We start from the raw sequence: 24,621 nt of genomic DNA, 5'->3' as shown, positions 1-24,621 counted from the left end.
CATCTTAATACTGACATTTTACAATAATACCACGACCTGAATTTCAAGTCAATAGTCCTATTGCAAAAAAAATGCCACCCTGCTTACTTTACAAATTAGGATTTAGCCTAAAGGCGCCTCTTCCAATTTTACCGCTTTGAAAATTCGGTAGCCTTTATCCTTCGTTACTTCCTCCACTCGTCCAAAGAGAGATTCCAGCTTCGCTTTTGCCGAAGGTGCCCCCTGCTTTTTCTGAATGACAATCCATAACGCTCCGCCCATCTTCAAATGACGATATGCCTGTTCAAAGATCGTATGCACGGTTTCCTTACCCGCACGGATCGGAGGATTGGTCAGAATCGCGTCAAAGTCTTCCTTTTTAACCTCAGCCAGAAGATTGCTTTGCATAACCGTTACATTCGTTATGCCGTTCGCTTTTGCATTTTCCCTGGAAAGCTCAACCGCTCTCTCATTGATATCGATCATGGTGACATGTCCATCCGGTACAAGTTTAGCTGCTGTAAGACCAATAGGTCCATACCCGCAGCCCACATCCAGTACATGAGCTCCAGCAGGCAACTCTATAGCATCAATTAACACCCTGCTGCCGTAATCGATTCCGTTTTTGGAAAATACCCCTGCATCCGTAACGAGTCGTAATTTCCATCCGCGTAGCTCCGCTTCTGTAGCCCGTCTGTCATGTGCCACCTGCGGTTTGTCCGAATAATAATGATTGGACATGTCCTCACTCACTTTCCTTTTACAATTACAGCAACAAACCCCTTGATATAAGTCAAGGGGTTTGTTGTTTTGTTCATCTAGCTAATGAAAGCTAAATTATTTAACTTCGATTGAAGCGCCTGCTTCTTCAAGCTTAGCTTTAACCGTTTCTGCTTCTTCTTTGCTAACTTTTTCTTTCAATGCTTTTGGAGCATTGTCAACTACTTCTTTCGCTTCTTTCAGGCCAAGACCTGTGATTTCGCGAACTGCTTTGATAACGTTGATTTTGGAAGCACCAGCGCTAGTCAAGATTACGTCGAACTCGGATTGCTCAGCTTCAGCTGCAGCAGCTCCGCCACCTGCAACAGCTACTGGAGCTGCAGCAGTTACGCCGAATTCTTCTTCGATTGCTTTAACGAGATCATTCAATTCCAGTACAGTCATGCCTTTGATTGCTTCCAAGATTTGCTCTTTACTCATGATTGAACCTCCATATATAATATTATTTTTTTGTATTTCATCACTGCCTAAGCAGCATTCAGATCAAGTTGCTTACGCGCCTTGTTCTTCTTTTTCAGCAACAGCTTTAACCGCAAGCGCGAAGTTGCGCACTGGCGCTTGAAGCACGCTGAGGAGCATGGAAAGGAGACCTTCGCGTGATGGCAATTCTGCCAACGCTTTGACTTCTTGTACTCCAATTACGCGACCTTCTACAACTGCACCTTTCAATTCCAGTGCATCGTTCTTTTTCGCGAAGTCGTTCAGAATTTTGGCTGGAGCCACTACGTCGTCTACGCTGAATGCAATTGCACTAGGACCTGTCAGTACTTCGTTAAGTTCTGTCAGTTCTGCTGCAGCTGCTGCGCGGCGAAGCAACGAGTTTTTCAGCACTTGGAATTCGATTCCGGCTTCACGAAGCTGCTTACGCAGCTCAGTTACTTGGGCAACGTTCAAACCGCGATAGTCAACAACAACACTAGTAACGCTCTCGCGCAATTTTGCTGTTACTGCATCAACGGACTCTTGTTTTGCTTGAATCACTTTTGCGTTTGCCAAACTGTACACCTCCTGATCAAATTTATCCCATTAAGAAAAGCCTCCGTAGAATCACGAAGGCTTGATATATACTCATAACCGATTTTCATCGTTCTAAGTTCTATAATCACACCTCGGCAGGAAATTAAGCCAAAATGGCACCTACTGTCTACGGCAAGCATATTCAAATGTCAACGGTCAGTCACTCGGACTCACAACTTTTATATAATATCAGAACAGGACAAGCCTGTCAAGCGATATTATCTAAAAGATGCTGCGTTCACGCGTGCGCCAGGGCCCATCGTAGAAGAAAGACTTACATTCTTCAGATAAACACCTTTTGCTGCCGCCGGTTTAGCACGAGTCAAAGCGTCCATGAGAGCTTTTAGGTTCTCATTCAATTGCTCTGTCGAGAAAGAAGCTTTACCGATCGGTGCATGAATTTGACCTGCACGATCCAGACGATATTCGATTTTACCGGCTTTAATTTCTTGAACAGCCTTAGATACATCGAAAGTTACCGTTCCGGCTTTAGGGTTAGGCATCAGACCTTTACCGCCGAGCAGTCGGCCCAATTTACCTACTTCACTCATCATGTCTGGTGTCGCTACGCAGACGTCGAATTCGAACCAGCCTTGTTGGATTTTGTTGATCATGTCTGCATCACCAACATAGTCCGCGCCAGCCGCTTCCGCTTCTTTCGCTTTGTCACCTTTTGCAAATACCAATACGCGTTGTGTTTTACCTGTGCCGTGTGGCAAGACAACAACACCACGTACTGCCTGGTCTTGTTTACGTGGGTCAACGCCCAAGCGTACTGCTGCTTCGATAGTTTCATCAAATTTTGCAGTGGCTGCCTTTTTCACAAGCTCTACAGCTTCTGAAGGCTCGTAAGTTGCTTCGCTGTCAATCAGCTTAGCAGCTTCCAGGTATTTTTTACCGTGTTTAGCCATGTTATATTCCTCCTTTGTGGTGTTAGCGGATATACCTCCCACATCAACCGGCCGCGAATCGGCCGGCTTTACGAAGCCATGTTTCAGATGAAAAATTAGTCTTCGATGGTGATACCCATGCTGCGGGCAGTACCTTCGACCATACGCATTGCAGACTCAACGTCAGCAGCATTCAGGTCAGGCATTTTTTGTTCCGCGATTTGACGTACCGCATCACGTTTAACGGTAGCGACTTTTTTCTTGTTCGGTTCGCCGGATCCTTTTTCTACTTTAGCTGCCACTTTCAACAGAACTGCTGCTGGTGGAGTTTTAGTAATGAAAGTAAAGGAACGGTCTTCGAATACTGTGATTTCAACAGGAATAATCAATCCCGCTTGATCGGCTGTACGAGCGTTGAACTCTTTACAGAATGCCATGATGTTGACACCTGCTTGACCCAAAGCTGGACCTACCGGCGGCGCTGGATTCGCTTTACCTGCTGGAATTTGCAGTTTTACCATTTTGATTACCTTTTTTGCCATGATTGACACCTCCTTGCAAAATAGTGGTTAACGGGCCTCTCAGCCCTCCCACAAGAAACTTGAAGAGACTATATCTTCTCCACTTGGGTGTATTCCAACTCAAGCGGTGTTTCCCGTCCAAACATGTTCACGTGCACTTTCAACTTGCTTTTGTCTACCAAGATTTCTTCCACGGAGCCCACAAAATTCGCAAAAGGACCAACTTTAATACGTACGGATTCCTTAATATCGAATTCAATTTTAGGCTTCGGCTCAACCATGCCCATGTGCTTCAGAATTTGTTCCACTTCTTCAGGCAGCAAGGCTGTTGGTTTGGACCCGGAACCTGTCGAACCGACAAATCCCGTAACACCTGGTGTGTTGCGAACAACATACCAAGAGTCATCCGTCTGGACCATTTCCACCAAGACATATCCTGGGTAAACTTTACGCATAACGGTTTTTTTCTTACCGTCTTTGTTTACCACTTCTTCTTCCATAGGAACAAGAACGCGGAAAATCTTGTCTTCCATGCCCATGGACTCTACGCGTTTTTCCAAATTGGCTTTGACCTTATTCTCATACCCTGAATAGGTATGAACGACGTACCATCTTTTTTCCATATCAAGCCACCTGGGACCCTTCTTAAATAATCGCTTCGATCACAGCGGAGATGCCGATATCAATGACCCAAAAAAACAGCGTCATAACCACAACAGTACCAAGAACGATCAATGTGTAGTTGGTCAGCTCTTTACGATTAGGCCAGCGAACTTTTTTAAGTTCAGCCCAGCTTTCAGAGAAAAAGGAAATCAGAGATTTGAAACTACGTTTCACGCCGACTACACCTCCAAAAAACTATCTGGTTTCGCGATGAGAAGTCTGCTCGTTACAAAACTTGCAAAATTTCTTCATCTCCATGCGGTCGGGGTGATTACGCTTGTTTTTTGTCGTAGTGTAATTTCTTTGTTTGCAGTTTGTACAAGCCAAAGTAATAATTACCCGCATGATGTACACCTCCCGAAGACTTCCACATTCAAGCGGAGTCTCTAAATTAATCCTAAAAAAAAGCCGCGAATTTAGGCCTACCTAAAACACTTTATCATAAGGGTATAACCATGTCAATGAAAGAATAGCCTTTCATCAATGGGTAAAAAGTTCCTATCAAACACATTCAGTTTCTCATCTCTGTTTTTCTCTTCTCCTGCATGGACCAAGCGATTACTAGTATAATCATTCTTTAACTTTATAAACTTGAGGCAGCAAAAAAAGACTCAAACCCCGAGCCTTTTCCGTCAACGACAACATGTGTTCAATTATCTCGAACTTCCAGGTACTTTTCAAGTTTACGCTTCACGCGCTGAAGTGCATTATCAATGGACTTTACATGCCTGTCCAAATCCACTGCAATCTCTTGATAAGATCTCCCGTCCAGATACAACATCAATACTTTACGTTCCAGATCACTCAGAATCTCAGACATCTTATCTTCCAGGCCCACAAACTCTTCCTGATTGATGATAAGTTCTTCCGGATCGCTGACCTGTGTTCCACAAATCACATCGAGTAACGTACGATCGGACTCTTCGTCATAAATAGGTTTGTCCAGTGATACATAAGAATTAAGCGGAATATGCTTCTGACGTGTTGCTGTCTTGATTGCCGTAATAATCTGTCGTGTAATACACAACTCGGCGAAGGCTTTGAAAGAAGCGAGCTTGTCCCCTTTGAAATCCCTAATGGATTTATAGAGTCCAATCATTCCTTCTTGAATGATATCTTCCCGGTCAGCCCCAATCAGAAAATAAGATCTTGCCTTGGCGCGTACAAAGTTACGATATTTGTTAATCAAAAACTCCAGCGCTTCGCTTTCACCTTCACGGACCGCTTCGACAATGTCTTCGTCACTTTGGTAATCATACTTGGATAACATGATATCTTTGAGGTCGACACTCACAGACAATCCCTCCGGCTGCAACGCAAGGTACCCCGTTACTCTACTCTATGAAATATAGGATCAGTATATATGATGGTACCTCACACCGTCAACCACGCTCTGCCTAAAAAAGAACATCAATAACATAATTGTCAAGAGTTTCAAAATTCTAATTTTTGTAAAACCGTGCTATTATTCCCGGCGCCACCGCTCAAACTGCTTCAAAACATCCGGACTTAACTTCCCGCCGAGTGTATTTCGCGTTGCTTTAGCTTGATCTTCTTCCAAACGTTTCTGTAACTCTTTTTCGTTCTGCTCTACTTCGATCAGCAATTCCCTTGCGGATACACGCAGAGCTCCCTGTCCAAAAATGACATGCTGCTCTAACATATCGCTTGTAGCCACATAGATTTGGCGTCTTCGCGTGCTTAGTTCCCGAACGAGTCTCTCAATGCATTCGTCTGCCGTCTCTTTTTCCTTTGTAAAAAAGATCTGCACTTTGCTCTGTGTAAAGGATTTACCGAGTCCAGGCACGAGGTAGGCGTCAAAAACAACAATGACTCTCAAGCCGGAGAATGCCTGATAGTCGGCTAGTCGAGAGAGAAGCCTGTTGCGGGCCTCCTCCAATCCACTCTCCGCCAATCTGGATAGCTCCGGCCAGTCACCAATCATGTTGTACCCGTCTACAAGAAGCACATCACGGGAATCAGCCATATCTTCTAGTCCTGCGCTTGGCGCGAGCGGAGCACTTCATACATGACAACACCCGCTGCCACGGAAGCATTCAGGGAATTAATCTGACCTTGCATCGGCAATTTGATCAACACATCGCACTTCTCACGAATGAGTCGTCCCATTCCCTTGTTTTCGTTTCCGATCACGAGGGCTACCGGGCCTGTAAAGACGCCGTTACCAAACACGCTCTCCTGAGCTGCAACATCCGTACCTACAACCCATACGCCCTCTTCCTTGAGACGGTCAATAGTTTGACCCAGATTGCTTACACGAGCCACTGGCACGTACTCAACAGCACCTGCTGAAGTTTTGGATACAGTCACTGTAACTGCAGCTGAACGCCGTTTAGGTACAATGACACCATGCGCACCTGTGCAGTCGGCCGTCCGCAAAATCGATCCAAGATTATGTGGATCTTCGATCTCATCCAGCAAAATCAAAAATGGATGTTCATTTTTAGCAGCCGCTGCAGCAAGAATGTCTTCAACCTCCACATAAGCGTAAGGAGCCGCTTGCGCCATCACACCCTGGTGTTGAATGCCCGGCACTGTTTGATCCAGTTTACGCTTGTCAACGTGCTGAATGACTATACCTAATTTTTTTGCTTCAGTGATAATAGGCTGTGTCAAATGTTTTTGCGCTGTATCTGCAATCCATATTTTATTAATGGTCCGGCCTGAACGCAGCGCCTCCGTTACGGAGTGCTTACCGGCGATCCATTCTTCTTCCATCTTTGTTCGATCCTCTCTATAACGCCCTGTGATTTACTGCACCCTAATCGGCGCACCCTACAGAAGCGGCTTTGTTGTAATTTATATTATTTTGTCGGTGATTGCGAATGTTGTTCCGCATGCTCGATACCCCGGCGAATCAGTTCAATCATGCGATCATGCCGACCACTGCTATACAGGTAACCGATCAGACACTCCAGAGCCGTGGCATGTCTATACTCCAAAACGTCTGCGTTTTTGGGAATACTGCCAGACTTGGCATTACGACCTTGTCTGACAATGTCACGCTCTTCCTCGGTCAGCTCAGCCTCAATACCTGTGAGAATACGGCTTTGTGCCTTCGCCGATACCAAACCGGTCGCACTACGGTGCAGATGGTTAGGACGCATGTTGGCTTTGGATAACAGATACTGCCGTACTGCTACCTCATATACCGCATCACCAATGTAGGCGAGAGCGATGGGAGGAATCAACCGTGCAGGCCGGGAGGGGGGATAAGGAAACCATCCTCCCTGGTCAACGCTCAGAGACTGTTCATCTGTCTGCTGTTCATCTCGTTGCTCGGTATGCTCGACGGATTCTGACAACTTTTTCAGTTGTTCCTCGCTCATTTGCGCCGCCATCTCATTCCTTGAGCCGTATCCTCAAGCAAGATGCCCTGCGCAGACAGTTCATCCCGAATTTCATCAGCCCGCGCCCAGTTTTTGGTTTTGCGTGCTTCGTTACGTTCTACAATTAGACGTTCGATTTCCTCGTCCAAAAGCTCCGGTTCAGCCTCGGTATAGATACGAAGCACTGCATTCAACTCATTGAACAATTCCAGCAGAGCACGAATGTCCGCAGCGTTTACCACATCTTGCTGCAACAGTTGGTTAGCTTCCCCAGCCCACTCAAACATTGCCGTAATCGCATCAGGCGTATTGAAGTCGTCCTGCATTTTCTCATGATACTGATGACGAATCTGCTCCAGTCTCGCTGCAAACTCAGCTGACACAGCCTGATCCACGCTCACAGCCTGCAAGCGATGATTAAGGTTACCTACGGCATTTGCGATCCGGTCCACACTATTCTGTGCCTGTTCCATCGTATCTTCCGTGAAGTTCAACGGATTGCGATAGTGAGTAGACAACATGAAATAACGAATGGCTTCGCGTTTATATTGATTGCGAAGGTCTTTGACAAGCACACCGTTGCCGAGTGATTTCGACATTTTTTCGTTATCAATACGGATGAATCCGTTATGCATCCAGTAGTTTGCCAGTGGTTTACCAGTCAACACCTCGGATTGAGCGCATTCGCACTCATGGTGAGGGAACTGCAAATCCTGTCCTCCGCCGTGAATATCCAACGTATCCCCCAGGTATTCCCGTGCCATGGCAGAGCACTCGATATGCCAGCCCGGACGACCATCGCCCCATGGACTGGACCAGAAAATCTCACCCGGCTTCGCAGCTTTCCAGAGGACAAAGTCTTCTGGATGCTCTTTGCGCTCATCTACACCAATACGAATTCCAAACTGTAATTCCTGAAGGTTTTGCTTCGATAGTTTGCCGTACTCCGCAAATTTGCCTGTGCGATAATATACGTCACCCCCATTTTCATAGGCGAAGTCCTTTTCAACCAGCTCACGGATAAAATCAATAATAAGCGGCATGTTTTCGGTCACTCTTGGATTACTGCTTGCCTTCGGAATACCCAGCCCTTCGAGATCCTCGTAGTACGCTGCAATAAACTTCTCTGCGACATGAGGAACATCCGTGCCAAGCTGCTCAGCTTTACGAATGAGCTTATCATCGACATCCGTGAAGTTTACGACATAGTTCACCTCATGTCCGGTCTGTTCCAAATATCCGCGAACTGTGTCGAAAAAGATAACTGGACGTGCATTCCCGATATGAATGTAATCATATACCGTCGGCCCGCACACATACATTTTCACTTTCCCCGGCTCTTGAGGAACAAAATTCTCTTTGGTACGACTCATCGTATTGTAAATTTGAAGCGTCATAGTCACTTTCCTTTCATCCGTTTCCATCATTATTCTATTGTACCACGGGAAAACTCACTTTCACGTGTACTCTGCAAAGTACGCACTTCTTCACGTAATCGTTCGATTTCTTGCTGCATAGTGCGCAGGGAATCGATGACCGGATCTGGAAGCTGCTGATTCAGGCGGTCCACCCGGCGGCCATCCTGCTTCACGATTCTGCCCGGTATGCCTACAACGGTGCTATTCGAAGGGACTTCCTTCAGCACAACCGAGTTCGCACCAATATTACATTGATCCCCCACGCTGAAGGAACCTAGCACCTTCGCTCCGGATGAGATAACCACATTATTGCCAATTGTCGGATGTCTCTTCCCTTTTTCTTTACCCGTTCCGCCAAGTGTGACCCCCTGATAGATGACAACATCGTCGCCAATTTCACACGTTTCCCCAATCACCACGCCCATGCCATGGTCAATAAACAACCGATTGCCAATCGTAGCGCCTGGATGGATTTCGATGCCTGTCATAAAGCGGCTGACCTGTGAAATGAACCGCGCGAAAGAAAACCATCTCCGCTTGTATAAAAAGTGTGCCACCCGGTGCGCCCATATCGCATGCAGCCCCGAGTAGGTAAATACAACCTCAAACCATCCCCGGGCCGCCGGATCGTTTTCAAACACCGCCTGGATATCTGATCTGATCTTCTTGAACATGCTCGTTCCCCTCTTGTTCAGGTCTTCGTCCTCCGGCTTTCCGGATGGCGCGGCCCTCATGGTAGTGTTCTTCTGACTCGACCTAAATAGAAAACGCCCCTGCAGCTATTAAGCTGCAGAGGCGTTTATCGCGGTCCCACTCTGCTCGGTTCATGCCTTAACATACAAGAACTAGGCTACCTGTTATAGCTGCCTCATATCCTTGCACAAGAATGAACCCTCAACAGTTCCGTAACGGGAACCAACCGTCACAACCTATCCTGACGTTTTCCTCTCTCCTACATAACGAGAGGCGGGGCCGGATTCGGCTATGCAGCTCACGGGTGCATTTCGACTGACGGACAGCGGATGGCTCACAGCCACCTCAGCAAAGAATCTTGTTCTTTACTGCGGGACCATCCTCTCTGAATCTGTCCGGTTCAGCCTACTTCTCCCGGTCTTTGCTGTTTTTATGATGAATGATAAAATCATACCATTTAACCTTTGTGTTGCTATTATAGCGAAAAGGTTATGGACTGACAACAATCTTCCTTCATATCGGTGGGAACGAAGTTCCATCCTTAAGTCAAAGTAGACTAAACAAGGGCGTTACTTACGCGCCTTTTACCTGAGCATGCAATCGATCAATGACCGTATCGCGGCCAAGCAGTACAATTGTTTGGTTCAGATCGCGTCCATGAGTCTGTCCTGTCAGAGCTACACGGATCGGCATAAACAGCTGTTTACCCTTAAACCCGGTCTCTTTCTGAACTTCTTTGATCAGCGCAGCCATCTTGCTTGGTGTAAATTCGTCGCTAGCCTGTACTTTATCAGCAAATGCCTTCAGAACGGTTGGTACCTGCTCCTCAGCCAGTACAGCAGCCCCTTCACTTTCCAGCTCCAGGTGGGAACGGAAGAACACTTCCGACAACTCCACGATATCGGAGGCAGAATTCATTTGCTCTTGGTAGAGATGAACAAGCGTATATGCCCATTCTTTTTGTTCAGGTGAGAGCTCAGCGGCAATACGTCCCGCTTTTTGCAGATGTGGAATCGCCATTTCGGCAATGCGATCTGGTTCAGCATTTTTGATGTAGTGGTTGTTCAAGTGAGCCAGCTTGTGTGTATCAAATACCGCCGGGCTCTTGGACAGACGCTTCGTATCAAAAATGGAGATTAACTGCTCCTGCGAGAAGATCTCTTCTTCTCCTTCAGGCGACCAGCCAAGAAGGGAGATGAAGTTAAACATCGCCTCAGGCAGATAGCCGAGCTGATCATATTGTTCAATAAACTGAATAACGGATTCGTCACGTTTACTCAGCTTTTTGTGGTTTTCATTCACGATCAACGTCATATGACCGAATTGCGGCGGCTCCCAGCCAAGCGCTTCATAAATCATCAGTTGACGCGGTGTGTTAGAGATGTGATCTTCCCCACGCAGGACGTGGGAGATTTTCATCAAATGATCATCGACAGCAACTGCATAGTTGTACGTAGGAATGCCGTCTTTTTTCACAATAACGAAGTCGCCGGATTCCTTGCTATTGAATGAGATTGTTCCTTTGACCATGTCATCAAACGTATAAATGCGTTCTTCCGGTACACGGAAACGAATACTCGCCACACGGCCTTCCGCTTCAAATGCGCTCTGTTGCTCCGGTGTCAGATCACGGTGTTTACCCGAATAACGCGGAGTTTCTCCACGTGCTGTCTGTTCCTCACGTTCTTGCTCCAGCTCTTCTTCCGTGCAATAGCAGCGGTAAGCCAGACCTTTATCCAGCAGCTCCTGCGTATATTTACGATAGATGTCCAAACGTTCCGTCTGACGGTATGGTCCGTACTCGCCGCCGACATCAATACTTTCGTCCCACTCGATTCCGAGCCATTTCAGGTATTTCAGCTGGCTTTCCTCACCACCGGCAATGTTGCGTTTCACGTCCGTATCCTCAATACGAATAATGAATTTGCCGTTATTATGTTTGGCATACAAATAGTTAAACAGCGCCGTACGGGCGTTCCCGATATGCAGGTGTCCCGTTGGACTCGGCGCGTAGCGCACGCGAACTTCGGTGCTCATAATATCCCCTCCGTCTCTAATTGGTTGATAATATCACACGCGAACAAGGCAAACAACCGATTGGGCAGCTATGCCCTCTCCCCGTCCGGGGAATCCCAGTTGCTCTGTTGTTGTCGCTTTGACATTCACCTGAGTTACATCTGCTTCAAGTGCCTTGGCAATAACCTCGGCCATCTTCGGAACGTAAGGTGCCATCTTCGGCTTCTGTGCAATAATGGTTGAATCAATGTTCCCCAGACGGTATCCACGATCCTTCACCAACTGCCACACATGCTCCAGTAGTTTCAGGCTATCAGCATCTTTGAACTCCGGATCCGTATCCGGGAAGTGTTTGCCAATATCCCCAAGTGCAAGCGCACCAAGAATGGCATCACTGATGGCATGCAGCAGCACGTCTGCGTCCGAGTGACCCAGCAGTCCTTTTTCATAAGGGATCGTTACCCCGCCAATAATGCATGGGCGTCCCTCTACCAGTTGATGTACATCGAATCCCTGTCCTACACGTATCATCGCTTCTTCTCTCCCTTGAGCAAAAACGCGGCGTATTCCAAATCTTCCGGCGTCGTTAATTTGATGTTCTTATAACTGCCTTCCACAACCTTGACCGACATTCCCTGGCGTTCAGCCAGCATTGCGTCATCCGTTCCTAGAAATCCGTCCCGGTCCGCCGATTCGTACGCAATCAGCAGGGAAGAAAGACGAAAAGCCTGCGGGGTTTGAATGCTCCACAGACTGCTGCGGTCCGGCGTCGCCGTAACGATTCCATCCGCATTTACTTGTTTGATCGTATCCTTCACTGGAACGGCCAGTACAGCTGCTCCACCCGACATAGCGGCCTTCATACACCCCATAATCTGCTCACGGTTTATAAAAGGACGTACCCCGTCGTGAACGAGGACCCAGTCTGTCCCTAGTGCCTTAAGGCCTTCGTGGACCGAATGTTGTCTCTCTTTCCCTCCGGGGATGACACGGACACGTGATTCCAGTCGGTATTCTTTTACCCAATCCTGGCAGCGTTCAACATCGGCAGCTCCCGTGACCAGCACCATTTCGCTGACCTCGTCCAAAGCCGCAAACACTTCAAGCGTATGTATGAAAACGGGCTTGTCCTGCAGCAGCAGAAACTGCTTACTCTCGGTTGTTCCCATCCGGGTCCCCCGACCTGCCGCCACAATGACAACACCCCACTCTTTATCCATGCCGCAATCCCTGCCTTGTCTGTCAGTTTATCGTCCAAAGATACAAAATATCTACTATCGATATTAAATATCGTTAAACGATACACTACCCATCATACCGCTTTATTGGGCTTTTTCCAACAGTTTCGGCTTGGCAAAAATCATTCGTCCCGCTGACGTCTGCAGCACACTGGTCACCAGCACTTCCATCATCATGCCGATATACTCGCGTCCGCCTTCCACTACGATCATCGTGCCATCATCCAGATAGGCTACACCTTGACCGTGTTCCTTACCATCCTTGATAATTTGCACCATAATCTCCTCACCTGGCAATACCACCGGCTTAACAGCATTGGCGAGGTCATTGATGTTTAGCACGGATACTCCTTGCAGTTCACAGACCTTATTCAGGTTGAAGTCGTTGGTGACAACTTTACCCTGAAGCACCTTGGCGAGCTTGACCAGCTTGCTGTCCACTTCCGAAATCTCCTCGAAATCACCTTCGTAGATGAGCACTTTGACGTCCAATTCCTTCTGAATTTTATTTAGAATATCAAGCCCTCTCCGTCCTCTGTTCCGCTTGAGCAAGTCCGATGAATCGGCAATGTGCTGCAATTCCTCCAGAACGAATTCCGGGATTACAATCGTGCCCTCGATAAATCCGGTTTTGCATATATCCGCGATGCGACCATCGATAATTACACTGGTATCCAAAATTTTGTGCTCTTCTAGCCGTCTTTCCTCATCCACCTCGGGATGACCCCAGCGTCCTGACATCCAGAAGGCCGCCAGATCGTCTTTCTTCGCCATGGCAAGCATATAGCCCGTATAGCTACTTACGACCGTTAGCGCCACTTGCAGCACTTCTCCGGCCGTCCCCAGCCATGCCACACAAGGATATAACAGCAAGGCCACCAGCAGTCCTGCAACTGTACCCGCCGCACCCGCAGCCAATTCATTCATCGGTACTTTGGCCAACGAATCAATACTATTATGTAGTCTGGTTGCCATTAATGTTCCACCAATGTTACACACGGACATAAACAATACAGCACCTAGTAGGGTTGATACCCCAGCCCCCAATAATCCTGCTGATTGAATCCATTCAGCCATCCAAGGGACGGATTTTCCTGCCAGATGATATGCCGTGTAGCCGAACCATGCACCGCACAATCCTGTAAAAGTTAAAATGCCTTTTTTCCACATAAGTCCCTGCACCTCCTTCAATATAACTTCATCTTTATATCCAGTATGATCCAATTCTCAGATTGCTAATCCCGCTTTTGAAGAACTTTTTGGAAATGTTGCAATCGTCAGTTGAAAGAAGGTAAATTATTGGCATATAATGAATTCAATTCATATCCCGAGGTGAGTAGCAAAATGAGTACGCTAAGTTTACAGGCTTTTCAGGATCAAGTTTCCGAGCTGTTGCTGCGTCATCGCAGCCTGATTGATGTACTGTCCAAAACAGGACAAGCCGGCGCCTCTGTCAACCGTGCCGTGTCCAAGGCCATTACCGAATGCGGCTGCATTGAGCTGCACGCCACCAAGCAGAAATATGCCCCAGAGAGCGACATTGCTCAATCAAAAGGCCTGCTGGAAACGCATGTGGAAGGTGAATTGTGCGAGAATTGTAAAGAGGTGATCAGCTCTGAACTAGGGCGGAACCTGTTTTATATGTCGGCTCTCTGCAATCTGCTGGACATCAACATGGAAGAGGTCGTAAATCACGAGTCACAGAAATGTTCGACGTTAGGGATGTTCAATTTGTCGTAAACAATACGTATTTCATTGCAAATGGTTAAGTTAACGTATAGATTTTAAAAACAAAAATAAGCACGTATTCTCCTGTTGAGGAGCATACGTGCTTTCTTTTTATTTCCCGAAATGATGGAATGCCTAGCGATCGGAAGGACGGGAAGACTTCTCTTCTTTACGCTTTTTGGCTCGGTTCCGCGAGGCTGCCGTCCGCATATTATGCTTCATCCCATATAGAGCGTATAACACAAGTGGAATAAAGATCAATTTGGACAATTGTTCTGGAAACATAACAGCCACCACTACCGCGAAGACGATGACCCAAGGTGCAATCCAGATCGCTTTACGCGGTAGACCAACCTTTTTGAAATTGGGATATTTCAGCGAACTTACCATCAGATACGATAACAGCAAGGTCGCAATCATCATACTCACGGGACCGATATCCTTATTAAACAGGGATAGTGTTGCCAGTACCCCTCCAGCCGCTGGGATCGGCAAACCTGTGAAGTACCCGGGAATACCGGGGCGAACGTTAAACCGGGCTAACCGGATAGCCCCACAGATTGGAAAGCTTGCGGTTGCGATCCAGGCGAGAACCGGAGTTGCGTCCTGAAACGAGACCATGAATATAATTAGAGCTGGAGCTGCACCAAATGAAACCATGTCAGACAAAGAATCCAGCTCTTTGCCAAACTCACTCTGGGCATTAAGTGCACGTGCGACACGGCCATCCAGGCCATCCAGTAACATCGCAATAATGACCAAAATGGCAGCCAAACTATACTTCCCATCAATTGCAAGCAGGATTGCCATCATTCCAAGAAACAGATTACCCAAGGTAAAGAGATTCGGAATGAATCTGGTTAACATCGTTGTTTCACCTCATTATTTTCAAGCCGTTATAGGCAAACCCTTACATTTGTCTGTCAATAAACATCTGCTCCTGCAAACGCTTGAGACCTTCCTTAATGGTTCGGGCCCGTACCTCTCCAATCCCGTCCACTTCGTCCAGCTCTTCTATTGTAGCCATAATGACATGAGGCAATTGTTCGAATTGATCCACCAGGTTATGGATGATGACATTCGGCAGGCGGGGTATCTTATTTAATACCCGATATCCCCGAGGTGCAACCGAATCTTCAGACGTAGCCGCTGACGAAGGGTATCCCAGAAGACGTACAATATGATGTGCATCCAGCAATTCATCGTCCGACAATCTTTTCAGACCAACGATAATCTCACGAATCTTGTCATCACTGTCATCACGGGCATAGTCCTTATACAGCAACCAGGCTTCCTCTTCTGTTGTACCGACGAGCTCCTCCATCTGCATGGAGATCAGACGTCCCTCGTTGCCGAGTTCATGAATGTAACGCTTGATTTCCGTTTTGATGCGCATAACCATTTCCGTACGCTGAATGACATTGACTACCTCAGGAATCGTTACCAATTCCTCGAACTCGGCGGCGCTCAGATTCGTAAGGGACTGTGTCAATACAGCCTTGTATTTCTCCAAGGTTTGAATCGCTTGATTCGCCTTGGTCAAAATAACCCCGATTTCCTTGAGGGAATACCGTAGTGTTCCTTGGTATAAGGTGATAATATTCCGCCGCTGCGATATAGATACGACTAATTTGCCTGTTTGTTTCGCGACACGCTCAGCCGTCCGGTGACGGATCCCCGTCTCAGATGAAGAGATGGATGAGTCAGGAATAAGTTGAGTATTGGCGTATAGAATACGTTTTAAATCCTCGCTAAGGATAATGGCACCGTCCATCTTGGCGAGTTCATACAAATAGTTCGGGGAGAAATCACAGTTAATCGAGAATCCTCCATCCACCACTTCCATTACTTCAGGGCTGTATCCTACAACCAGCAGTGCACCCGTCTTGGCGCGCAGCACGTTCTCCAGACCTTCGCGGAAAGGTGTACCTGGTGCAATCAGCCTTAACAATTCGTTCATATTATCCAGTTGGCTCGAATCTTTCATCTTGTTATGCCCCCTAATCTAAAGCAACCGCTAGTGCATCTGCCACGGTATTCACACCGATCAGTTGTATCCCGCGAGGATGTTTCCAGCCCTTTAAGCTTTTTTCTGGTAAAATGACACGCTTAAAGCCCAATTTCTGAGCTTCTTTCACACGTTGTTCAGCCCTTGAAACGGCCCGAACTTCACCCGTTAAACCGATTTCCCCAAAGATGACGTCATCTGGCTTGGTCGGTACATCTCTCAAGCTGGATGCGATACTTACAGCAACCGCCAAATCTACTGCCGGCTCATCTAATCTCACACCACCAGCTACGTTCAGATAAGCATCCTGCGTTTGCAAGAACATGCCCATCCGTTTCTCCAGTACCGCAATAATCAGGTTTAATCGATGGAGATCTACCCCTGTTGCCATACGCCGCGGAGAAGGGAAATGTGTGGTTGAAATCAATGCCTGCAATTCCACAAGCAGAGGACGTGTGCCCTCCATGCTGGCAACTACGGTAGAACCAGCCACACCCAGAGGACGTTCTGACAAAAAGAGCTCAGAAGGGTTGCCTACTTCACGAAGTCCATCTTCGCCCATTTCAAAAATGCCGATCTCATTGGTCGAACCAAAACGGTTCTTTACCGCACGTAAAAGGCGATACGTATGATGCCGTTCTCCTTCAAAATAAAGAACACAGTCCACCATATGTTCCAACATACGTGGACCTGCAATGGCGCCTTCTTTCGTAACATGCCCCACAAGTACGGTTGCAATGCCTCGCCCTTTGGCGATTCGCATGAACCGTGAGGTACATTCCCTTACCTGAGCTACACTGCCGGGTGCACTGGTGACTTCTGGCAGATAAACGGTCTGAATAGAGTCGATGACTAGAAAATGCGGCTGGATCTGCTCTACCGCTTCCTCTACCCGCTCCATATTGGTCTCACATAGTACATATAACTCAGGAGACAGCGCACCCAGACGGTCAGCCCGCAATTTCGTTTGCTTAACTGATTCCTCACCTGAGACATATAACACACGCAAACCTGAGTGAGTCAAAGCATGAGATGTTTGCAACATCAATGTTGATTTTCCGATTCCGGGGTCTCCGCCCACCAGAACGAGAGATCCTGGAACAATTCCGCCGCCCAAAACCCGGTTCAGCTCTTCAATTCCAGTCTGTACACGCGGTTCCTGACCGCTATCTATATCTATGATGGGAAGTGGCTTATCTTTACTCTCAAAGAGAGGGGAATTTCTCCCTTGTGTTTTGACCACCGTTTCGGTTTCTTCCACCATTGAATTCCAAGACTGACAACCCGGACATTTGCCGTACCATTTGGGGGCTTCATAGCCGCATTCCGTACACTGAAACTTGGTTTTAACTTTGGCCACTTCAGCACTCCTAGGATTTATTTTATAACAGCATTTTGCATTTTTCGACGAATTTTGCCTTAATTCCCTGACGTGCAGGGTTAATAAAAGTTTACCATTGTTTGAGATTTTTCGTAAAGGATTATCGCAAACTTTACACATGTTCGTAGCACTTCTAAGTTTATTTTCTGATAAACAACAGCTCTGGGTCTCTGACTGGCACAAAAACACAAAAAAATCCTTCCCGACTAAAGCCAGGAAGGATTTTTGTTTTATACATCAGACTCAGTAGTTATGTCACTAGTTGAGTGTTACTTATTTCGTTTCGATTTCCTCAGTGGAAGGAACAACAACGTCTTTTTTAGTTACAGACAATGCTCCATTCTCTTCATCGATGAGCAACGAATCACCTTTAGTCACATTACCCGTGAGCAATTCTTCCGACAATTTGTCTTCAATATGCTTCTGGATCGCCCGACGAAGCGGACGAGCACCATAGGCTGGATCGAAGCCTGCTTTGGCAAGGAAAGCCTTGGCATTGTCTGTGAGCTCGAAGTCGACCTCGTATTCATTCAGACGTTTACGAAGCTCTTCACTCATCAGTGTAACAATCTCAGCAATGTGTTTTTCTTCAAGAGAATGGAACACGATAATTTCATCAATCCGGTTAAGGAACTCAGGACGGAAGCTTTTCTTCAGCTCATCCATCACTTTACCCTTCATGTTATCGTAATCCGCACCTGCATCCACTACTGCCGTAAAGCCCAGTGTAGAGTTGCGTTTGATCGCTTCTGCACCCACATTGGATGTCAAAATAATCAACGTATTCCGGAAGTCTACGACGCGACCTTTGGAGTCGGTCAGACGACCATCCTCAAGCACTTGCAGCAAGATGTTGAATACTTCAGGATGTGCTTTCTCGATTTCATCGAGCAGGACGACAGAATAAGGTTTGCGACGAACTTTCTCTGTCAGCTGTCCACCTTCTTCATATCCCACATATCCCGGAGGAGCTCCGACGAGTCTTGAAGTGGAATGCTTCTCGCCATACTCGGACATATCAATCCGGATGACTGCATTTTCATCCCCGAACATGGCTTCTGCAAGAGCACGAGCCAGCTCGGTTTTACCTACCCCTGTAGGACCAAGGAAGATAAATGAACCCATTGGACGTTTCGGATCTTTCAATCCAGCACGAGCACGACGAACTGCACGACTGACGGACTTCACAGCCTCATCCTGACCAATGACACGTTCATGCAGAATTGATTCCAGATTCATCAAGCGTTGTGTCTCTTCTTCTTTCAGCTGATTCACCGGAATACCAGTCCAGCTGGCTACTACTTGTGCAATATCCTCAGGAGTTACCTCGGAATCCGTGCGACCTTGTTTTTCTTTCCATTGGTTCTTCGTTACATCCAGCTCTTCACGGATTTTTTGTTCCGTGTCACGCAGCGCTGCTGCCTTTTCGAACTCCTGGCTTTGAACCGCTGCGTCTTTTTCCTTGCGGATATCCTCGAGACGGCTCTCCAGTTGTTTGAGGTTAGGTGGGATCGTGTAAGAGTTCAGTCTTACTTTGGAACCCGCCTCATCAATCAGGTCAATCGCTTTGTCCGGCAGGAAACGGTCTGTAATGTACCGATCAGACAGTTTAACCGCCTGCACAATCGCTTCATCCGTAATTTTTACCCGGTGATGCGCTTCGTAACGATCACGTAAACCATGCAAAATTTGAACCGCTTCTTCTGGAGAAGGCTGATCGACCGTAATCGGTTGGAAACGACGCTCTAGCGCAGCATCCTTCTCGATATATTTGCGATATTCATCCAACGTTGTAGCACCGATGCACTGCAATTCTCCACGGGCCAAAGCCGGTTTCAAAATGTTCGAAGCATCAATTGCACCTTCCGCTCCGCCTGCACCAATCAGGGTATGCAATTCGTCGATGAACAAGACAATGTTACCCGCTTGACGAATTTCATCCATAATTTTTTTCAGACGATCTTCGAATTCACCGCGATATTTTGTACCTGCAACAACTGAACCCATATCCAATGTCATGACACGTTTGTCACGCAAAGTCTCTGGAATTTCGTTGGCGATGATTTTTTGTGCAAGTCCTTCAGCGATAGCTGTTTTACCTACACCTGGCTCACCGATCAGTACTGGGTTGTTCTTGGTACGACGGCTCAGCACCTGGATAACACGTTCGATTTCTTTACTACGTCCAATCACTGGGTCCAGGTTGTTCTCCTTGGCATACGCCGTAAGATCACGTGCCAGACTGTCCAGTGTTGGTGTGCTGACATTGGAAGGCGTACCATTATGACTGGATACAGCTTCACTGCTGCCAAGCAGTTGCAGCACTTGTTGACGTGCCTTGTTCAAACTAATACCCAGGTTGTTCAGCACACGTGCTGCAACCCCTTCACCTTCACGAATCAATCCAAGCAGGATATGCTCTGTGCCTACATAGGTATGGCCCAATTTGCGAGCTTCATCCATAGACAATTCAATCACTTTTTTCGCACGAGGCGTATATGCAATGTTCGTAGGTTGCTCTTGGCCACGGCCAATTAGCGTCTCTACTTCATCTTGAATTTTTTCCAATCCGAGTCCCAGGCCGATCAGCGCTTTGGCTGCGATGCCTTCGCCTTCACGAATGAGGCCGAGCAAAATGTGCTCTGTACCGATGTTATTATGACCTAGACGGACAGCTTCTTCCTGCGCCAATGCGAGCACCTTTTGGGCCCGTTCCGTAAATCTTCCAAACATCATATCTCCTGCACCTCCATGGTTTTGGATAAAACGGGGGCTGTTGAAAGGATCCCACCGTATTCTTCATATCATTTTTGTTTGCAGCCGTGCTGCGAATAAAATCATTCAGCATTCATTTATAGAAATGCTCTATTATATAAAAGCCGCATCTGCGGCGTGAAACCTTTATAAACAACTCTTGAACAACCTAGGATTGATTGGCTGCACTGATCGTATCACGGATCAACTGAGCCCGATATATGTCACGCTCATCTGTCCGCATGTCTTCCCCAAATGTTTTCTGCAAAAAGCCCGGCTGCGTCATCACATTCAACTCGTTCATCACGGTAATGGACAAGCCGTCCAACAATCCGAGATCAACACCAAGTCGAACATCAGACAGACGCTGTGCAGCTTCCTTCGAATCGACGATGGCTGCATGGGACAAAATGCCGTAAGAACGCATAACCCTGTCGGTAATCCGCAATCTGGAGTCGGTAATTAACCGTTCTCTGGCGGTACGCTCATGCCCAATCATCTGTAACACAACACTATGCAGGTTATCGATGACTTCTTGTTCCGTCTGCCCCAGTGTGATCTGGTTCGAGATCTGGAACAGGTTACCCATCGCCTCACTGCCTTCACCGTAAATTCCCCGTACAGTCAGTCCGACTTGGGAGACTGCGCTTAGAATGCGGCCAATCTGCTGTGTCATCACCAGAGCGGGTAGATGCATCATGACAGATGCTCTTACACCTGTACCTACATTCGTAGGGCAGCTGGTTAAATATCCTCTGCGGTCATCAAAAGCGTAATCCACATGCGCTTCAAAAGCATCATCTATGGCGGAAGCTTTCTCCCAGGCTTCTTTTACCTGGAACCCCGGATAGAGGCACTGGATACGAAGATGATCCTCTTCATTAATCATAATACTGACAGATTCATCCTCACTGAGAATAACAGCACCATTTCTGGATTCGTTCGCAAGACTGGGACTGATCAAATGCTTCTCCACCAGCACCCGTTTGTCAAGGTCATCAATATCAATCAGATCTAGGGTATGAAAATCTCCAAAGGCATGAACGTCATCATATTGAAGTACTTCGCTCAGCTTATTCAGCACTTCTTCCGATTGCTCATTGGAAGCCAGCATCGGAAACGGATAATGCTGCAGGTTGCGTGCGATCCGGACTCGGCTGCTAATGACGATTTCGGAATCAGCCGCATCACTACGCATCCAGTCGCTGAGCGCCTTCTCTGTAAAACGCAGATTAGGCATTACGCATCCCTCCTACTCATCACAAACTTTACTCCTGAGCTATTTCTTTTTCAAGTTCCCTGATCTGATCACGAATTTGAGCGGCTTCTTCAAACTCTTCTTGCGTTATGCTCTCCTGAAGATCCCGTTTCAGATCAGCAATCTGTCTTTTGACCTTGATGCGACCACCAGCTCGTGCAGGTACTTTACCCACGTGGGAAGTGCTACCGTGAACCCGTTTGAATAGTGGGTCCAAACGACTGTCAAAATATTTATAACAAGAACTACAGCCAAAGCGGCCGATTTTGCTAAACTGTGAATAGGTCATGCCGCATTCTTCACAACGAAGGGATTGCGCAGGTGTTGCTCCCGCACTGCCATTCTTGCCTGAGGGTTCAAAATCAAGCAACCCGGACAATAAGTTATGAATGGAAAATCCGTTGGATGTTCCGGGAATCATTTCCCCTTTTTCACGAGCACATGACTCACAAATATGGAATTCCGTCTTCTCTCCGTTCACGATCTTCGTGAAATGGAGTGTTGCCGGACGGTTGTTGCATTCTTGGCACAGCACAATGATGTACCCCCTTGATCCCGATAGTTTTCATTTACCGAGCAAAGATATTAACATCGCCTTTAACATTCTGGCACGAATTTGATCCCGGTAAGGAAGTTTGACCAATATAATCTCTCTCGAAACAGCTGCCCGCATCAACCCGGCTTCCCTTTTGCTCAAGAAACGTGCTTCTTCCAGTTGGTAGATCAGACCTTCGGCAGCTGTCTGCCCGATCTCATCTCCAATACTATGGTGCAAATGGTTATGCAGAGCCGAGTGAGCCGGCAATTCAATCCGCTGTATGCGAACATAACCGCCGCCGCCACGTTTACTCTCCACAAGGTAACCTTTTTCGAGTGTAAATCGGGTGCTGATGACATAATTGATCTGGGAAGGCACACATGAAAATTGATCAGCCAGATCATTACGTTGAATTTCGACCAATCCTTCGGGACTTTCATGCAAAATACTCTTCAGATATTGTTCGATAATATCAGAGATATTACGCATCCACTCATCCTCCACTGTCTGAAACGTTAAGTCAATAAGGACCCACACGCCCCTACAGAGTACACCTTCTCAACCCATTTAACCAATCAAGGAAACAGCGAAACTGATCTTCAACGGTCTTTAACAAGAGAGCGAAGGACGCTCGAAGGTCCTTTAATATTGCTTTTATCCGCTGATGTGTACTACCTTCAATATGGCTCCCACCACCGGATTGCAGAAAGAAAGTTACGTAAGTATTTAACCTTTAGTTGACTTTGACTTTCTTTGACTTTATATACATTATAGCATATTTTGTGGTTTTGCCAAGAGGGAGCACTATTCATTTTTTACGATTTTACACGAAATATTCGGCTGACACAAAAAAACCTCTCCAAAATAGCTGGAGAAGTCCATTTGTCTCACACTAGCATCGTAATGCTATACAAGTTAAGTCTATGAAATTGATCCTAGAATACTCGTTACTCTATGAGGATCAGAAAAAATCAAGTAAATACGTTTCCCGTTCAGGAATCGCTTGCTCCAAAGCCTTAATCGCTCCATTCGGTCCTTCAATTCTACCTATTTGAGCCATCTCTGCGGGCCTACGATACCCCATCAGCATTGCGGTGAGCGCCTGTATGTCTACTTTAACAGTCTGATCCTTAGGTGCCGACTCAGATGTTTTCCATATCGAAGCTGTACCATTCATCGCCACATTCAACTGCCATACCCCTTCATTCCATGGTGCATGGGCATCCTCTACCTGGAGATTAATCTGTACTGGTGAGTCTGGGCTCGCAAAAGGATACTGTGAAATAAATTGTTCTACACTCACAATACGTGCCATGAAGAAAGGTACAATTTCCTGCTCAATCCGCGGATTATCTAATTGAAAAGCAAGCATATCACTGGCTGGTGCCTGTAAAGTGACTTCCTCAATCATAGAATCATGGTTGGCAATAAAGGTCCACAAACCTTGTCTTGTCTCTTCATTCAGATAAATGATCTCTTTAATGGTAAACTTTCTTTCCTTAACCTCATATAAAACATAGCCTTGTGCTTTACCAGCTTCATCATAATATACAGCCTTCTGGCTGGCGCCATTAGATAGAACTGAATTCTCCCATCTCGCATCATCCCGAATCAAGGTTCCGTTATAGCGTTCAGCGTACGCACTGTATACTTCCTTTAATATACTGAGTCCCGGATCGCCACGGCGAATTGTTCCTGGGGTTGCCTTTTTCGCAGGCAGATGAGCTGTAGGCACTTTATATCGTTTAAACTCAACATACGTCTCCCATCCATATCTCCGATAAAATGCAAAAGAAAACGGATGCAAAAACGATATACTTTGTTTGTTACGGTTCATTTCCTCCAGCGCATGCTTCAACAGCCCAGCTACCCAGCCTTTACGTCTATATTCTGGCCATGTCGCTACTCCCGCAATACCGCCCATCTCGAACGATCTCCCATGAATATAGGTTTGAAAAGGAATAATATGAAGTTTGGCACCCAATTGTCCTTCCTCAAATACACCCCATATATCCTGTGAATCAAATTGACTCCGTCTCTTCTCCGTTTGCTCTTCACTCATTACCACTTGAAAAGCATACTCGGAGAGTGCCATAGCTGGCTCAAAATCATCTACGGTTAATTTCTGAATTTCCATGTCGTCCTGCACCCCGTTCTCTAAGTTATGATATCTTTCAAATCATGGCCTGATACGTGATGTATGTATCCATTTATGAGTGTGTCAGAGGAACGGGACAAAGTCAAACAAGAGATGCGCGGGCATCTCTCGGGGATAACGATCTATATTAAAAAACACAAATAAAAACCACCACCGAATAACATCGGCAGTGGTTCTTCGCTTGGCGGCGTCCTACTCTCCCAGGACCCTGCGGTCCAAGTACCATCGGCG

Annotated in this window: 27 protein-coding genes and 1 other annotated feature; of the genes, 1 reads left to right on the top strand and 26 read right to left on the bottom strand. The window is 46.8% G+C overall.

The genetic code is table 11. The features are described 5' to 3' along the window. Positions 1-102 precede the first annotated feature (102 nt). The 18 genes from AC4PM4_RS29825 to AC4PM4_RS29740 form a co-directional block, all read right to left on the bottom strand. A complete protein-coding gene (locus AC4PM4_RS29825) occupies positions 103-720 on the bottom strand; it encodes a class I SAM-dependent methyltransferase (protein ID WP_063567421.1) in 618 nt (205 codons plus the stop codon). A 96-nt stretch (positions 721-816) separates the two neighbouring features. Next, positions 817-1,179: a 50S ribosomal protein L7/L12 gene (rplL, locus tag AC4PM4_RS29820; RefSeq protein ID WP_024633595.1), complete on the bottom strand. Its 363-nt coding sequence runs from the start codon at positions 1,177-1,179 to the stop codon at positions 817-819. A gap of 72 nt (positions 1,180-1,251) precedes the next feature. Next, complete coding sequence (gene rplJ / locus AC4PM4_RS29815; protein WP_063567419.1) at positions 1,252-1,755, bottom strand: 50S ribosomal protein L10; 504 nt, start codon at positions 1,753-1,755, stop codon at positions 1,252-1,254. Positions 1,756-1,778: 23 nt separating this feature from the next. Beyond that, positions 1,779-1,927, bottom strand: a sequence feature (ribosomal protein L10 leader region). 67 nt (positions 1,928-1,994) lie between these two features. Continuing rightward, the gene (gene rplA / locus AC4PM4_RS29810) at positions 1,995-2,687 is read right to left on the bottom strand and encodes a 50S ribosomal protein L1 (protein WP_063567418.1); all 693 of its coding nucleotides are present in this window, start codon (positions 2,685-2,687) and stop codon (positions 1,995-1,997) included. Between the two features lie 95 nt (positions 2,688-2,782). Further along, complete coding sequence (gene rplK, locus AC4PM4_RS29805) at positions 2,783-3,208, bottom strand: 50S ribosomal protein L11 (protein ID WP_024633598.1); 426 nt, start codon at positions 3,206-3,208, stop codon at positions 2,783-2,785. Positions 3,209-3,276: 68 nt separating this feature from the next. Further along, complete coding sequence (gene nusG, locus AC4PM4_RS29800) at positions 3,277-3,810, bottom strand: transcription termination/antitermination protein NusG (RefSeq protein ID WP_024633599.1); 534 nt, start codon at positions 3,808-3,810, stop codon at positions 3,277-3,279. 22 nt (positions 3,811-3,832) lie between these two features. Further along, on the bottom strand, positions 3,833-4,024 hold the full coding sequence (gene secE, locus AC4PM4_RS29795) for a preprotein translocase subunit SecE (protein WP_053779219.1): 192 nt from the start codon (positions 4,022-4,024) through the stop codon (positions 3,833-3,835). A 21-nt stretch (positions 4,025-4,045) separates the two neighbouring features. Continuing rightward, positions 4,046-4,195 (bottom strand): 50S ribosomal protein L33, encoded by a 150-nt coding sequence (rpmG, locus tag AC4PM4_RS29790; RefSeq protein WP_072735843.1) that lies wholly within the window; start codon positions 4,193-4,195, stop codon positions 4,046-4,048. A 304-nt stretch (positions 4,196-4,499) separates the two neighbouring features. After that, complete coding sequence (sigH, locus tag AC4PM4_RS29785) at positions 4,500-5,144, bottom strand: RNA polymerase sporulation sigma factor SigH (RefSeq protein WP_024633601.1); 645 nt, start codon at positions 5,142-5,144, stop codon at positions 4,500-4,502. A 171-nt stretch (positions 5,145-5,315) separates the two neighbouring features. Next, the gene (locus AC4PM4_RS29780) at positions 5,316-5,837 is read right to left on the bottom strand and encodes an NYN domain-containing protein (RefSeq protein ID WP_491615226.1); all 522 of its coding nucleotides are present in this window, start codon (positions 5,835-5,837) and stop codon (positions 5,316-5,318) included. A 5-nt stretch (positions 5,838-5,842) separates the two neighbouring features. Then, on the bottom strand, positions 5,843-6,589 hold the full coding sequence (gene rlmB / locus AC4PM4_RS29775) for a 23S rRNA (guanosine(2251)-2'-O)-methyltransferase RlmB (protein WP_079697652.1): 747 nt from the start codon (positions 6,587-6,589) through the stop codon (positions 5,843-5,845). Between the two features lie 86 nt (positions 6,590-6,675). Then, positions 6,676-7,200, bottom strand: a complete 525-nt coding sequence (locus tag AC4PM4_RS29770) for a Mini-ribonuclease 3 (RefSeq protein WP_079697651.1) — start codon at positions 7,198-7,200, stop codon at positions 6,676-6,678. After that, positions 7,197-8,597: a cysteine--tRNA ligase gene (gene cysS, locus AC4PM4_RS29765; RefSeq protein WP_491615224.1), complete on the bottom strand. Its 1,401-nt coding sequence runs from the start codon at positions 8,595-8,597 to the stop codon at positions 7,197-7,199. The genes AC4PM4_RS29770 and cysS overlap by 4 nt, the downstream gene beginning before the upstream one ends. Positions 8,598-8,626: 29 nt before the next feature. Then, a complete protein-coding gene (gene cysE, locus AC4PM4_RS29760; protein ID WP_063567438.1) occupies positions 8,627-9,292 on the bottom strand; it encodes a serine O-acetyltransferase in 666 nt (221 codons plus the stop codon). 592 nt (positions 9,293-9,884) lie between these two features. Beyond that, positions 9,885-11,348: a glutamate--tRNA ligase gene (gene gltX / locus AC4PM4_RS29755; RefSeq protein WP_063567414.1), complete on the bottom strand. Its 1,464-nt coding sequence runs from the start codon at positions 11,346-11,348 to the stop codon at positions 9,885-9,887. A 33-nt stretch (positions 11,349-11,381) separates the two neighbouring features. Next, the gene (ispF, locus tag AC4PM4_RS29750) at positions 11,382-11,858 is read right to left on the bottom strand and encodes a 2-C-methyl-D-erythritol 2,4-cyclodiphosphate synthase (protein WP_079697648.1); all 477 of its coding nucleotides are present in this window, start codon (positions 11,856-11,858) and stop codon (positions 11,382-11,384) included. Further along, positions 11,855-12,547, bottom strand: coding sequence for a 2-C-methyl-D-erythritol 4-phosphate cytidylyltransferase (ispD, locus tag AC4PM4_RS29745; RefSeq protein ID WP_491615223.1), 693 nt, complete (start codon positions 12,545-12,547; stop codon positions 11,855-11,857). The genes ispF and ispD overlap by 4 nt, the downstream gene beginning before the upstream one ends. A 102-nt stretch (positions 12,548-12,649) precedes the next feature. After that, positions 12,650-13,735: a PIN/TRAM domain-containing protein gene (locus AC4PM4_RS29740; RefSeq protein ID WP_488732544.1), complete on the bottom strand. Its 1,086-nt coding sequence runs from the start codon at positions 13,733-13,735 to the stop codon at positions 12,650-12,652. A gap of 174 nt (positions 13,736-13,909) precedes the next feature. Between AC4PM4_RS29740 and AC4PM4_RS29735 the strand changes: the two genes are divergently transcribed. After that, positions 13,910-14,305, top strand: coding sequence for a nucleoside triphosphate pyrophosphohydrolase family protein (locus AC4PM4_RS29735; protein ID WP_024633611.1), 396 nt, complete (start codon positions 13,910-13,912; stop codon positions 14,303-14,305). Between the two features lie 123 nt (positions 14,306-14,428). Here the strand turns inward: AC4PM4_RS29735 and pssA are convergent, their stop codons facing one another. From pssA to AC4PM4_RS29695, 8 genes are all read right to left on the bottom strand, one after another. Next, positions 14,429-15,160, bottom strand: a complete 732-nt coding sequence (pssA, locus tag AC4PM4_RS29730; protein ID WP_063567411.1) for a CDP-diacylglycerol--serine O-phosphatidyltransferase — start codon at positions 15,158-15,160, stop codon at positions 14,429-14,431. A gap of 43 nt (positions 15,161-15,203) precedes the next feature. Beyond that, positions 15,204-16,280, bottom strand: a complete 1,077-nt coding sequence (gene disA / locus AC4PM4_RS29725; protein ID WP_063567410.1) for a DNA integrity scanning diadenylate cyclase DisA — start codon at positions 16,278-16,280, stop codon at positions 15,204-15,206. Between the two features lie 13 nt (positions 16,281-16,293). Next, a complete protein-coding gene (gene radA / locus AC4PM4_RS29720) occupies positions 16,294-17,661 on the bottom strand; it encodes a DNA repair protein RadA (RefSeq protein ID WP_063567409.1) in 1,368 nt (455 codons plus the stop codon). Positions 17,662-17,955: 294 nt separating this feature from the next. Then, the gene (clpC, locus tag AC4PM4_RS29715; protein ID WP_063567408.1) at positions 17,956-20,418 is read right to left on the bottom strand and encodes an ATP-dependent protease ATP-binding subunit ClpC; all 2,463 of its coding nucleotides are present in this window, start codon (positions 20,416-20,418) and stop codon (positions 17,956-17,958) included. 187 nt (positions 20,419-20,605) lie between these two features. Then, positions 20,606-21,676 (bottom strand): protein-arginine kinase McsB, encoded by a 1,071-nt coding sequence (mcsB, locus tag AC4PM4_RS29710; RefSeq protein WP_063567407.1) that lies wholly within the window; start codon positions 21,674-21,676, stop codon positions 20,606-20,608. A 28-nt stretch (positions 21,677-21,704) separates the two neighbouring features. Then, entirely contained in the window at positions 21,705-22,229 is a 525-nt protein-coding gene (gene mcsA / locus AC4PM4_RS29705) for a protein-arginine kinase activator protein McsA (RefSeq protein WP_063567406.1), read from the bottom strand. Positions 22,230-22,259: 30 nt separating this feature from the next. Then, entirely contained in the window at positions 22,260-22,721 is a 462-nt protein-coding gene (locus AC4PM4_RS29700) for a CtsR family transcriptional regulator (protein WP_063567405.1), read from the bottom strand. A gap of 472 nt (positions 22,722-23,193) precedes the next feature. Beyond that, on the bottom strand, positions 23,194-24,369 hold the full coding sequence (locus AC4PM4_RS29695) for a GNAT family N-acetyltransferase (RefSeq protein WP_491615221.1): 1,176 nt from the start codon (positions 24,367-24,369) through the stop codon (positions 23,194-23,196). Between the last annotated feature and the right edge of the window lie 252 nt (positions 24,370-24,621).

This window comes from Paenibacillus sp. MDV22-iso6 (genome assembly GCF_058408365.1).
The sequence above is the reverse complement of the archived record's forward strand: the minus strand, read 5'-3'. Positions and strand labels throughout refer to the sequence as shown.